Raw genomic sequence first — 12359 nt, forward strand, 5'->3', positions numbered from 1 at the left:
TGAGGCGCCGAGACCTCACGGCCGACTGGCGTCAGGCTAGCCAGCCTCCATCGATGATCTGACAGGTGCCGGTGGTATAGGCCGATTCGTCTGAGCCCAGGTAGACGGCCAGTGCCGCGATTTCGTCCGTCTTGCCCAGTCTGCCCATGGGCTGACGATCGAGAAAGGCTTGGCGTACCTGAGCTTCGTCCTGGCCTAGCGCGTCGGCTTGCGCGCGAATACGTTCGCTCAGGGAAGGTGATTCGACGGTCCCCGGGCAAATGGCGTTGCAGCGAATGCCATGGGTGACGTAGTCCGCCGCCACCGAGCGTGTCAGGCCGATCACGGCAGCCTTGCTGGTGCCATAGGCGAAGCGTCCCGGCACGCCCTTGAGGCTGCTGGCAACCGACGCCATGTTGATGATGCTGCCGCCGCCCGCATCCAGCATACCGGGAAGAAAGGCGCGAAGGGTGTGGTACATGGCGGTGACGTTGATCGCCATGGAGCGCTCGAAGGCGTCTTCCGAGCATTCGAGCAGACTACCGCTGTGCACGTAGCCCGCGCAGTTGAACAGAATATCCAGGCTTGGCAGTGAGTGCTTGAGGGCGTCAATGGCACTTGGCTGGGTCACGTCCAGGTGATGGCAGTGAAGACGGGGCGTGCCGGCGAGATCCTCCAGCTTGCTCACGTCGATATCGGTGGCGTGGACCTCGGCGCCCTCTGCCAAGAAACGTTCGACGGTGGCGCGTCCAATGCCCTGACCTGCGGCGGTGATTAAGGCGGTCTTTCCTGACAGGCGCATGGCAACTCCTGTAATCCGGGTCATCGTTGTTGTGAATCGTTGTGGACCGTTGTGGACCTCGTTGCTCGGCGACAGCGACCTGCTTACCCAGCGTGTCGGCTGGCTTAGTCTGGTCGCCGGACCTGCTGATCTGCCGCCACCACGGCGAGAGTTCAGAGGCAACCTCAGTCCTTTTCTTCACTTCTCCTGCCGGCCCGTGACAGTGCTCTTCTGCTGTCTCGCAGCTCGGTCATTGCTCGGCCATTCCTCAGTCACGGCTCGGCCATTCCTCAGTCACGGCTCGGCGATGGCTCAGGTATGCCTCAGTTATGCCTCAGTTATGGCTCGGCGGTGTCTTCATGCAGCACCTAACAGGGCATCGCGACTTGCTTATGGTGGCCGTGACGCTGGAATCGCCAGGGCGAGCCCTTTTGTTCGACGTTAGTCTTAGTGGTATGACAGGATGCTAGCATGATGGTAGGTGCAGTATGGCGTAGCTACGAGAGATTGCAATTGCCTGAACGGGTCGACTTTGGTCGAGCCTGATCATCGCGATACGGCGGCAACCACCCATGCGAGGCTTCACTTTAAGGGACTGGGGTGGACTGAGTCGAAGGTGAAAGGGCTGGGTTTGAAAGAGCTGAGCTTGAAAGTGCTGAGCTTGAAAGTGCTGGGCAAAGAACTGGGGTGAGAGGACGGGTGCATAAGTATCGCTCTGGCGCCGTGGCCATGGTCGCAGCAAAGCGCGGTGACCGGCGCCGTCAGAAACAAGCAGCAGGCCTCAGTAAAGAAGGGTCTTTGATGTAAAAAGAGGCGGCCGTAGGTGGCCGCCAGAAGGGCAGGGAACCGGTAAGCGTCAGGCGCTAAGGTGGAATTTGTCAGTCAGGCTATGGGGTGGTGCCCAGTTGGGACTGCGTGCCGCCGCCTGCGTCTACACCAGCACCCTTGCCCGCTGTCAGCACGGGGTAGTACTGGGTGAAGACGAAGTCGTCTGCCGCCGCTGCCGCATGGCAGGCGTTACAGGCGGCGGTGGGAAAGGGGGCCGCAGTCTCCTTGAGGCTTGAGTGATCCGGCGTCGAGAAACTGTAGTAGGCCCAGTTGCCTGGCTCGTCCGGGAAGTGCTCGCTGCTCTTGATGGTGGCCTCGAGGCCGATGTACTCACCCATGAAGTAGCCGTTGCCACTGGCAGCCTGCTTGCTGCCGACGCTGATCAGCTCCTTGACCATGATCGCGCCATCGCGAAACTCGCCAGTCTCCTTCCAATGCTCCCAGCTTTCCGGGTCAAGGTAGACAGCATGGAATTCCGGGAAAGGGGCCTTGCCATTGTTCATGTCATTGGGGGTCAGCGGGGTCCCCACGAACACCCACTCGCGGAAGCCGGTAGGCCGGGTCAACTCCCCGTCCTTGATCTCGAAGTAGGTATCGGCCAGGGCGCTGGTAGCCATCAGGCCTGCAGCCATGGCGGCTGAGTAGCGCAGCAGGTTGAGCATGGTAGTTCCTCCTTGATCGCCCTTGCGCAGGGGACGGCCTTGTAGGGCTGATGTCGCCTCGCTTGTGGGCTGTGCACGGTAGTCGGTCGGTCATAAGGCTCTTGGCTGGCCTTTTGGATTCAGTCCGGTTCCTTTGTCAGTGATTGCCGGTCAGTAATTGCCGGTCATTAATTGCCGGCCAGTGATGGCCAGCCAGTGACTTTCGGTTAGGCGTTTCCGGTTAGTCGTTTCGGGACAGGCGTTTCTGATCAGACGTTTCCGGTCGCTCTTTTAGGAGCGCGGGCGTGGGCGGCTTGCGCTGCTTGGCTATGTCGCTCGGCTATGTTGTTTGGCTGTGTCGCTTGGCTGTGTCGCTTGGCTATGTCGCTCGGCTATGTTGTTTGGCTGTGTCGCTTGGCTATGTCGCTCGGCTATGTTGTTTGGCTGTGTCGCCATGGGGTGCAGCGAGTGCGGCCGCGGGCGCCCGGTGTCGTGGAAGGTATACGTCAAGCTCGAAAAGGCAGCTACGGGTGGTGCTGGAACTCGCATACTGCATGCGAGATTTCTGTAGTATCCGCGCGGTTCAGCTCAGAGTTAGCGGCCGTTGGGGAGACGCGGTGTAGGCACCGCTATAACGAAAAAAGCCCCGTCGCGAGACGAGGCAAAAGGGAGTGGGAGGCGCTGTCTGTGGACCCGAAGAGCCAACCGAAGCGCCATATCAAGGGCTAGCCGCGGCTCTGATGCTTCAGCCAGGCACGGATGCCATAGGTCCAGGGGGGCAACTGATCGGAGCGCTGGACCTGGTTGGTCAGGGCGCCGAGGCGTGGCGTCGAGATGGTGACACGATCACCCAGATGATGGGTAAAGCCCTGGCCGGGACCATCGCGATCCTGGATGGGCGAGAACATGGTGCCAAGGAACAGCATGAAGCCATCCGGGTACTGGTGGTGGTCGCCAATGGTCTGACTTACCAGGTCCAGCGGATCGCGACTGATCTCACGCATGTCGCTGGCGTCTTCCAGCAGGAAATCATCGTCCCCCTCGATACGCAGACTGACCATCGCCGAGCGCACGTCATCCATGGAGAAGTGTTCGTCAAACAGGCGGATGAAGGGGCCGATGGCGCAAGACGCGTTGTTGTCCTTGGCCTTGCCCAGCAACAGCGCGCTGCGTCCCTCGATGTCGCGCAGATTGACATCGTTGCCCAGCGTCGCTCCGCGAGCGTTGCCGCGGGCGTCGACTGCCAGCACGATTTCCGGTTCCGGGTTGTTCCAGTGTGACGACGGGTGCAGGCCGACGGCAGCACCGTGGCCAACGGCGGACAGCGGCTGAGCCTTGGTAAAGACCTCGGCATCGGGGCCGATGCCGACCTCCATATATTGCGACCAGGCGCCTCGGGACTGCAGCTCTGCCTTGAGCGCCATGGCCTCGTCCGAGCCAGGGCGGATCTTTGACAGGTCGCCGCCGATGACGCGCTTGAGTTCTTCTCGAAGTTCACCGGCACGGGCGGCGTCGCCGCCGGCCTGCTCTTCGATCACTCGCTCAAGCAGGCTGACCGCGAAGGTCACGCCGCAGGCCTTGATGGCCTGGACGTCGCAGGGGGCGAGCAGGTAAGGAGCGCTGGAGGAGCCAGCGTTGTCGAGTAGGCGGTCCAGAGTCCCCAGGGACTCGCCCTCGGCGTTGGCTACGATATGTGCAGCGTCATCCCGCTCCAGCAGGTCAGCCATCACGTTGACAGTGGCGGACAGGTCGATCACCTCACCATTACGCACCGTCACGACGACAGGGCCGCGCTGGTCATCACGCCAGACTCGGCCGACCAGCAGGGCGCGCTCGGCGTCTTGCGGTAGCACGTCGCGGGCAGAAGGCAGGCTATTCATAGGGGCATCCTTTGGTTCGTTTGTCAGTTCGCGTTGCTATATGTCGCGTCAGCCGCTCGAGCGTCACATGGGGCAGGGCGTGTCTCGGCCCTGACCACTTTTGGCTTAACTAGCTCTTAACTATGTCTGAACTATTTCTCACCTATCGCTTACCTATCGCTTAGCCCTGGCTCAACCCTGGGTACGCGGCAGGATGCGTCCAGGGCACATCAGGCCACGTGGATCGAGAAGTCGCTTGAGGCCGCGCATGATGTCGTGTTCCGGGGCGGACAGGCTCTCGAGGAAGGGAGGCTGCTTGACGCGGCCGATCCCATGCTCGGCGCTGATGCTGCCGTTGTACTCGCCGACAATGGAGAAGATCTGTTCCTCCAGCTCGTGCAGCAGGCTGCGCTTGGCGTCATCGTCCAGGTGGCCGGGAGGCAGGATGTTGAAGTGCAGGTTGCCGTCGCCGACGTGGCCATAGGCAATGACCTGGGACTCCGGTGACGACTCGAGCACCGCTGCCTCCGCCTGAGCATGAAACGCTGGCAGCTGGGAAATGGGCAGGGAAACATCCGTGCGCAGGTGTTCACCACGGCGCTGCTGGCCCTCGAGCATGGCCTCGCGCAGCTGCCACAGCTGGGCGGCCTGGGTCTCGCTGGAGGCCAGCACGCCATCGTCGAGCAGGCCGTCTTCCATACCACGCTCGAACAGCGCTTCGATCATCGCATCCAGATCTGCTGGCCCACTGGCGGCCACCTCCATCAGCACATACACCGGATGGGCACCGTCCAACGGGTCGGGTAACGTTGCATCGGCTTCGAAGGCCAGCTCCAGGCAGGCGCGGGGAATCAGTTCGAACGCCGTCAACAGATCGCAGCAGTGGCGGCGTGCCTGGGCGTAGAGCCCGAGCACGGCCTCGACGCTGGGACAGCCGATCAGGGCCGTGCGGGTGACCTGGGGACGAGGATAGAGCTTGAGCACCGCTCCGGTGACAATGCCAAGGGTCCCTTCGGCGCCGATGAACAGCTGCTTCAGATCGTAGCCTGTGTTGTTCTTGTGCAACGCCTTCATATCGGTGAGCAGGCGACCGTCGGGCAGTGCCACCTCGATGCCGAGCACCAGCTGGCGCATCATGCCATAGCGCAATACGTTGAGACCGCCGGCGTTGGTCGCGATATTGCCACCGATCTGGCAGCTGCCCTGGGCGCCCAGTGATAGCGGGAAGGTCAAATCCTGTACCTCAGCGGCTTCCTTCACGGTCTGCAGAATGCAGCCTGCATCGACGCTCATGCTGAAGTTGAGGGGGTCGATCGAGCGCACGCGATTGAGGCGCTCGAGGCTGATCACCAGCTCAGGCACATGGCTGTCCGGCAGCGCACCTTCCACCAGGCCGCTGCCACCGCCCTGAGGCACCACCGGAATATCGTGACGATGGCAGTAGCCAAGCACGTCCGCCACCTGCTGGGGTGTGTCGGGCCGGGCGACGGCCAATGGCAGGCCACCGCGTGCTCCGGCCCAGTCGACCAGGTAGCGCTCCATGTCGCTCGTCTCGGTCAGTACCCCCTTGTTGCCGAGGGTCTGTACGAGGAATTGCAAAAGAGGATCGTGGGGGCTCATATGGGCCAACTCCGCTTAGTGGGCGATGGATCGTCGCCCTCCAGTGTCTTGACGAGACAGGCGCTCGGTCGCATCGCTAAAGGGGGCCAGGGCGCCGGTTTTCCGGGCGCCCTGGGTTGTTTACGCTGGCTCACTTGAACCACAGCACCAGTCCAGGGAAGAGCAGGAAGAGCACCAGCAGCGCCACCAGGGTGAAGTAGAAGGGCAGCAGGCTCTTGACCAGGCTTTCCATGCCCACCTTGCCAACGCCACAGCCGACGTAGAGCACGGTTCCCACCGGCGGCGTGATCAACCCGATGCCCAGGATGAAGGACATCAGCACGCCGAAGTACACCGGATCGATACCCAGCTTCACGACCACGGGGGTCATCAAGGGGGCCAGGATCACCATGGCGGGAGTCAGGTCCATGAAGAAGCCGACGATCAGTAGGAAACCGGACAGGATCAACAGCAGCAGCAGCTTGTTCTCGGTGATCGCGGACAGGCTGACCACCAGTTGCTGCGGGATCATGTTGGCGGTCAGCAGCCACGCCAGCACGCTGGCAAAGGCCAGCAGCAGCATGACCACGCCGGTGAGGCGGCCGGTGGCAATGCACAGCTCGAAGAAGCGCTTGAGGGTCAGGCTGCGATAGACAAAGAACGACACCGCGAAGGCGTAGACCAGCGCAATAGCCGCGCTCTCGGTCGGTGTGAAGACGCCGGTCAGGATCCCGCCGACGATGATGACCGGCAGCAGCAGTGCCAACATCGCGTCCTTGAGCGCGCTGGCAAGCTCCGGAAAGGAAAACGCCTGTCCTTTGCCGTTCTTGCGCGACTGCACGTAGGTGGTTCCTGCCAGTGCCAGGGTGATCAAGATGCCTGGCACGATACCCGCCAGGAACAGCTGCGAGATCGAGGTATTGGTCACGACCCCGAACAGGATCATCGGAATCGACGGAGGAATGATGATACCGACCACCGACGCCGCCACCACGATGGCGGTCGCCATGGAAGCGGTGTAGCGGTGTTGCTTCATCGGCTCGATCATCATGCTGCCTACGGCCGAGGCATCCGCCACGGCAGAACCACTGATGCCGCCGAAGAACATCGAGGTCATGACCGCGACCTGTCCAAGCCCGCCTGCCACGAAGCCCACCAGGGCGCTGGCCAGACGTACCAGGCGCGTGGCAATGCCGCCTTCACTCATGACTTCGCCCACCAGGATGAACAGCGGAATGGCGAGCAGCGGGAACGAGTCGAGACCATTGACCGCCTGGTCGACGATGGGGGACAGCGAGTAGTCCGAATAGAAGAAGATAAACAGGCTGATGGCCCCAAGACCAAACGAAATCGGCATGCCGATGACGATGCAGATCGCGAGACCGATCAGGATGCTCCAGAGGATCATGGTTCAGATCTCCTGCACAGGGCCACCAGGGCGAGGGTATTGGCGATCAGGGTCAGGCCAGCCATGACCGGCATGGCGCTGTACAGCCAGGTCTTGGGAATGCCGAGCATCGGGGTCGAACTGGTGTAGCCCGAAATCAGCTCCTTGAAGCCAATCAGGATGCAGGCACAGACCAGGTAGATCACCGCGACTGCGGCAAATCCGAGCAGGCGACGCAGTCCCGCCGGGGCGAGGTCCTTGAAGTAGGTGACGGCCACGTGCTCTTTCTCGAGGCTGCCGAGACCGGCACCGAGCAGCACCAGCCAGATGAACATGACGCGCGACATCTCCTCCGCCCAGGCGTAGGAGGTGTTGAGCACGAAGCGACCGAACACGTTGGCGGTCACACAGAACACGACGCCGAGGACCAGCAGGCCAACGGCCACACGCAGCGTCGTGATGAGCCATCCCAGAATGCCCGGGGTGGTCGTGGAAGATAGGGTGGTCATGGGTCACCTCCGTGGTGACAACAGCACCGCCGCCGCGGGCGGCGGCAGGGCTTGGCGCCACAGCACGGTGCTGTGGCGCCAAGCCCTGTCATGGACGTTCGTGGGTCCGCATCCAGTGTCGTGTCGACTTACTGGGACACGGCGCGGATATCGTCGATCAGCTCGCCGCCAATCTTGTCGCGCCAGTCGTCATAGACCGGGGCCAGGGTGTCCTGGAAGGTGGCCACCTGTTCCGGCGTCAACTCGGTGATGGTCATGCCCTCATCGATCAATTCCTGCTTGATCTGCCCGTTCAGGGTGCGGCTGACATGGCGCTGGTATTCACCCATCTCGCCAGCGGCTTCGACCAGCAGCTGCTGGTAGCTCTCCGGAAGCTTGTTCCAGAAGCGCTCCGACACCAACGTGATGAACGGCGTATAGACGTGATTGGACTCGGTCGCGTAGCCCTGCACTTCGTTGAACTTGGACGACTGGATCGTGATCCAGGGGTTCTCCTGGCCGTCGACCACGCCCTGCTCCAGTGCGGTAAACAGCTCGGCGAAGGACATCGGTGTGGGGTTCGCGCCCAGAGTCTTCCAGATATCCAGGTGGATCGGATTCTGCATGGTGCGGACCTTGAGGCCGTCCAGATCGTCAGGCGAGTCCACCGCCGTCTGGCTGTTGGTCAGCTGGCGATAGCCGTTCTCGGCCCAGCCGATGGCCTTCAGGCCGTTGGTGCTGGCCACCTCGAGCATGCTGTCGCCGATCTCGCCGTCGAGCACCTCATCCGCCACTTCCGGGGTCGGGAACAGGAACGGCAGGTCGAACACCGCGAACTGAGGGAACATGTTGACCAGGGGAGAGGTCGACGGGGCGGTCATTTCCAGCGTGCCTGACTGCAGGGCGCTGACGGCCTGCAGGTCGTCACCCAGCTGGGCGCTGTGGAACAGCTCGACCTGGATGTGGCCGTCACTGCGGGCCTCGACGATGTCTTCGAAGTACTCGAGTCCGCGATACTGCGCACCGGACTGGGTGGTGCCGATGCTGAACTTGAGGGTGTAGTCGTCGCCGTCGCCCTCGACAGTGCTGCCGGAGACCTCGGGAATCGGCGGCATTTCCGTCGCCGCCTGGCTGGTGGCGGCGAAGCCCGCGGCCAGCGACGCGACGGTCAGGGTTGAGATCGCCAGCTTGAGTCGGCTAAGAGCGAAGGGGCCTTGGGGCATTGTGGTTGTTGTCATGGTGCTCTCCTTTCAGAGGCGGTGGTGAGTGGCATGCTGGCCCATCCGACAGGGTGGGATGGGCCGGGGTGGGCGCGATTCAGGCGTCTTGCCAGGCCGCGCCTTCGGGGAATTGGTGGGCGTCGAGGGATTCCGCCTTCATGGTGATGCTGTAGCCGGGCGCCTCGGGTACCAGGTAGCGGCCGTGGCGAATGCGCACCGGATCGATGAAGTGTTCGTGCAGGTGGTCGACGTATTCGAGCAGGCGACCTTCGATGGAGCCGGAGACCGCAATATAGTCGAACAGCGAAATATGCTGGGTGTATTCGCACAGGCCGACTCCGCCGCCGTGGGGGCAGATCGGCACGCCGTACTTGGCCGCCAGCAGCACCACGATGATCACTTCGTTGAGGCCGCCCAGACGTGCAGCGTCCAGCTGGCAGTAATCGATGGCACCTGCCTGGAGCAGCTGCTTGAACATCACCCGGTTGTGGCAGTGTTCGCCGGTGGCCACGCCAATGGCGCCCGGCTGCTTGCCCTGGGAGGGACCGAACACGCCGCCACCGAGACGGCGACGGATCTCGGCGTGGCCGAGGATATCGTCTGGACTGGTCGGCTCTTCGATCCAGTGCGGATTGAATTCGGCCAGACGGCGCATGTTGACGATGGTTTCGTCCACATCCCACATCTGATTGGCGTCCATCATCAGCGTGCGCTCTTCGCCAATTTCTTCGCGCAGAATGGCGGCCCGGCGACGATCCTCCTCGATGTCCCCGCCGACCTTCTGCTTGAAGTGCTCCCAGCCCTCGGCCAGGGCCTCGCGGCAGAGCCTGCGCATCTTTTCTTCTGAGTAGCCCAGCCAGCCAGCGGATGTGGTGTAGCCGGGATAACCGTCGGCGCGCATCTCGGCTTCGCGATCCGCCTTGGTGGCGGCATTGCGGCGGAGCAGGGCAATCGCTTCTTCCGGGGTGATGGCATCCGTGACGAAGCGGAAGTCGAGGCAGCGCACCAGCTCTTCCGGCTGCATGTCGACCAGCAGCTTCCAGATCGGCTTGCCTTCGTGCTTGGCCCACAGGTCCCACAGTGCATTGACCAGGGCAGCGCTGGCCAGGTGCATCACCCCCTTTTCCGGACCCAGCCAGCGCAGCTGGCTATCGCCGCTGGTCAGTTCTCGCCAGAAGGCGCCCATGTTCGCGGTGATGTCTTCCAGCCGACGCCCGACCAGGGTCGGCGCCAGCGCCTTTACCGCAGCGACGCAGAGGTCGTTACCGCGGCCGATGGTAAAGCTCAGGCCATGGCCTTCGGTCTCCTGATCGGTGTGCAGGATGACATAGGTGGCGGAGTAGTCCGGGGCCTCGTTCATGGCATCGGAGCCATCGAGCTGGCGGGATGTGGGGAAGCGAATGTCGCGGGCGTCCACGCGGGTGATGGTGGTCATGCTGGCGGCCTTGTCATTGATGTTGTTGAAAGGCAGGGCTCGATATCGCATCCATTAAGCGCTGTGAAAACGATGAAGAGAGAGACCTGTCAGAAAAATCTGTCGTGATATGTAGTGGCGTAGGGAGAGTCTAATCAGACAGAAAAAAGACCGGCCAATGGAAGTTTTTGTCGTGCCGATAACCACAGGTTATCATGCGTGAATACCGACCCCATCGGAGGCACGCAATGGCCCATGATAGCGGCGTTCACGTCAAGACGTGGCTGCGGGTAAAACATATGATGTTGCTGGTTGCTTTGGACGAAAGTCGTAACATGCATGCCGCTGCCAGACAGCTAAATATCAGTCAGCCGGCCGCCAGCAAGATGCTCAAGGACATCGAGGGCTTTCTCGGTCTGCCGCTGTTCGAGCGTGAACCAGGGCGGATGGAGCCGACTGCCGCCGGTGAGACAGTGCTGCGCTATGCCAGAAGGCTATTGAACGATACCGATCGGCTGGTAGAAGAGCTGTCTTCCTTGCGCGAGGGCGGGCATGGTCGGTTGGCGCTGGGCTCAGTACCCGGTGCAGCACCGGTGATGCTGCCTCACGCCATGGCCGCCTTGAAGCGCCAGCGACCGCGTCTGGCAATCTCGTTGATGGAAAACTCAAGCGACAGGCTGTTGGTGGACCTGGAATATAAGTTGCTGGATGCGGTCATTGGCCGATATACCGACCCCTCCCAGCGCCACCTGTTCGATTTTCTGCCGCTGAAGGAAGAACCGGTATCGGTGGTGGCGCGTCCGGAGCATCCGCTGTGCCAAGGGGTGCCAGAGCTTGCCGAGGTGGTGCGTTGGCCCTGGGTATTGCATCCCATGGCCAGTCCCATGCGCGGCCTGTTTGAAGCGGCACTGGCCGAGGCGGGTGTCGCGTCACCGCGCAACGTCATCGAAACCACCTCAACCCAGGCGTCGCTGCAGCTGGTGGCGTCATCGGACACCCTGTCGGTGTTACCGAGTTCGGTGGTCAAGACCGCCTTTTCCCAGGGTCGCTTTGCGGTACTGCCGCTGACCATCGGTGAGCCGCTTGGCTACTACGGCATCCTCACCCGCAAGAATGAGCCTTGGCCACAAGCGTTGAAGGAGCTGGTGCAAGAGCTGACCGGATAGACCGGACGCAGACGCAATACAGCCGCCCGCTTGTTCAAGGCTTGGGAGCCGGGGCATCGGACGATGTCAGTGCGCAATTTCTGCATAATAGGCAAAGAGACACCAAGGCTGACAGGATGACCTGAGCGCATCATTCCAACGTCAATACTTTGCGGAAATTCGGTATAAAGGGCAGGAAAAGGCACCGCTGACATAGCGGATGTAAGGGGGGCTTCAGCTTGATCGATAGCGGATATCGCCGCCTGATGTTCGTCATTAAGACGATAGCGTTCACGAAAAGGGACCGGCGAGCCTGCCAAAGGGAAAGCACAACCTGGGATAAGGGAGAAACAAGGACCAGCATGATATGCCGGTCCTTGCAGTGCGACGTATTGCCGAATCATCTACCTTCCTGCTGGATGACTGGCGACAAGTCTCACGCCTCGCGCTGGCCATCCACCAGACGACTGAGCTTGAGCGGATTGCCGTCTTTCAGCGCGTCAGGCAGCAGGCTGTCGGGCAGGTTCTGGTAGCACACCGGACGCAGGAAGCGGTGAATGGCAGCGCTGCCCACGGAGGTGGTACGCGAGTCCGAGGTCGCCGGGTAAGGGCCACCGTGAACCATGGCGTGACATACCTCGACACCGGTCGGCCAGCCGTTGGCCATCACTCGGCCGGCACGGCGCTCCAGGATCGGCAGCAGACCACGGGCGGCATCGACGTCGCCATCGTCCATCTGCAGGGTGGCGGTCAGCTGGCCTTCCAGACCCTCGGCCAGGGCCTTGACCTCATCGAGGTCGGCACACTGCACCACCAGGGAGGTGGAGCCAAACACTTCCGCCTGCAGGGCGTCATCCTTGAGGAAGTCCTGGGCGTCGGCCACGAATAGCCCTGCCTGGCACTGGTTGGGACCGTCGCCTGCCGGGCCGCGCGCCACTTCCCGGGCACTCTGGCTATCCGCCAGGGTCTTCACGCCCTGGGTGTAGGCGTCATGAATGCCGGGGGTCAGCATGGTCTG

At 62.1% G+C, this 12359-nt stretch carries 9 protein-coding genes and 1 pseudogene; 1 reads left to right on the forward strand and 9 read right to left on the reverse strand.

The window, feature by feature from the left end; translation table 11 throughout:
• Positions 1–31: 31 nt before the first annotated feature.
• The 8 genes from KUV41_RS11790 to KUV41_RS11825 all read right to left on the reverse strand — a co-directional run bounded on the left by KUV41_RS11790 (position 32) and on the right by KUV41_RS11825 (position 10217).
• A complete protein-coding gene (locus KUV41_RS11790) occupies positions 32–781 on the reverse strand; it encodes an SDR family oxidoreductase (RefSeq protein WP_222486268.1) in 750 nt (249 codons plus the stop codon).
• An 866-nt stretch (positions 782–1647) separates the two neighbouring features.
• The gene (locus KUV41_RS11795; protein ID WP_206944536.1) at positions 1648–2250 is read right to left on the reverse strand and encodes a cytochrome P460 family protein; all 603 of its coding nucleotides are present in this window, start codon (positions 2248–2250) and stop codon (positions 1648–1650) included.
• Between the two features lie 704 nt (positions 2251–2954).
• Positions 2955–4109 carry a fumarylacetoacetate hydrolase family protein gene (locus KUV41_RS11800; protein WP_222486270.1) on the reverse strand — a complete coding sequence of 385 codons (1155 nt, stop codon included), beginning with the start codon at positions 4107–4109 and terminating at the stop codon, positions 2955–2957.
• Positions 4110–4280: 171 nt separating this feature from the next.
• Positions 4281–5708, reverse strand: a complete 1428-nt coding sequence (locus KUV41_RS11805) for an FAD-binding oxidoreductase (protein WP_206944531.1) — start codon at positions 5706–5708, stop codon at positions 4281–4283.
• A gap of 130 nt (positions 5709–5838) precedes the next feature.
• Positions 5839–7095: a TRAP transporter large permease gene (locus tag KUV41_RS11810; protein WP_206944529.1), complete on the reverse strand. Its 1257-nt coding sequence runs from the start codon at positions 7093–7095 to the stop codon at positions 5839–5841.
• On the reverse strand, positions 7092–7583 hold the full coding sequence (locus tag KUV41_RS11815) for a TRAP transporter small permease (RefSeq protein ID WP_206944527.1): 492 nt from the start codon (positions 7581–7583) through the stop codon (positions 7092–7094). The genes KUV41_RS11810 and KUV41_RS11815 overlap by 4 nt, the downstream gene beginning before the upstream one ends.
• A gap of 128 nt (positions 7584–7711) precedes the next feature.
• The gene (locus KUV41_RS11820; RefSeq protein ID WP_261396021.1) at positions 7712–8800 is read right to left on the reverse strand and encodes a TRAP transporter substrate-binding protein; all 1089 of its coding nucleotides are present in this window, start codon (positions 8798–8800) and stop codon (positions 7712–7714) included.
• Between the two features lie 79 nt (positions 8801–8879).
• Positions 8880–10217, reverse strand: coding sequence for an L-fuconate dehydratase (locus tag KUV41_RS11825; protein WP_222486272.1), 1338 nt, complete (start codon positions 10215–10217; stop codon positions 8880–8882).
• Positions 10218–10444: 227 nt separating this feature from the next.
• Here KUV41_RS11825 and KUV41_RS11830 point away from each other — a divergent pair, with 227 nt between their 5' ends.
• Positions 10445–11362, forward strand: coding sequence for a LysR family transcriptional regulator (locus KUV41_RS11830; RefSeq protein ID WP_206944524.1), 918 nt, complete (start codon positions 10445–10447; stop codon positions 11360–11362).
• Between the two features lie 415 nt (positions 11363–11777).
• Here KUV41_RS11830 and KUV41_RS11835 read toward each other — a convergent pair.
• Positions 11778–12359: pseudogene (locus tag KUV41_RS11835) on the reverse strand (aldehyde dehydrogenase (NADP(+))); the annotation flags it as partial.

The organism is Halomonas sp. DP8Y7-1, from assembly GCF_019801685.1.
GTDB lineage: Bacteria > Pseudomonadota > Gammaproteobacteria > Pseudomonadales > Halomonadaceae > Halomonas > Halomonas litopenaei_A.

Coding starts and splice junctions, on each gene's coding strand:
- KUV41_RS11790 (WP_222486268.1), bottom strand. CDS start 781: ATGCGCCTGTCAGGAAAGACCGCCTTAATCACCGCCGCAGGTCAGGGC.
- KUV41_RS11795 (WP_206944536.1), bottom strand. CDS start 2,250: ATGCTCAACCTGCTGCGCTACTCAGCCGCCATGGCTGCAGGCCTGATG.
- KUV41_RS11800 (WP_222486270.1), bottom strand. CDS start 4,109: ATGAATAGCCTGCCTTCTGCCCGCGACGTGCTACCGCAAGACGCCGAG.
- KUV41_RS11805 (WP_206944531.1), bottom strand. CDS start 5,708: ATGAGCCCCCACGATCCTCTTTTGCAATTCCTCGTACAGACCCTCGGC.
- KUV41_RS11810 (WP_206944529.1), bottom strand. CDS start 7,095: ATGATCCTCTGGAGCATCCTGATCGGTCTCGCGATCTGCATCGTCATC.
- KUV41_RS11815 (WP_206944527.1), bottom strand. CDS start 7,583: ATGACCACCCTATCTTCCACGACCACCCCGGGCATTCTGGGATGGCTC.
- KUV41_RS11820 (WP_261396021.1), bottom strand. CDS start 8,800: ATGACAACAACCACAATGCCCCAAGGCCCCTTCGCTCTTAGCCGACTC.
- KUV41_RS11825 (WP_222486272.1), bottom strand. CDS start 10,217: ATGACCACCATCACCCGCGTGGACGCCCGCGACATTCGCTTCCCCACA.
- KUV41_RS11830 (WP_206944524.1), top strand. CDS start 10,445: ATGGCCCATGATAGCGGCGTTCACGTCAAGACGTGGCTGCGGGTAAAA.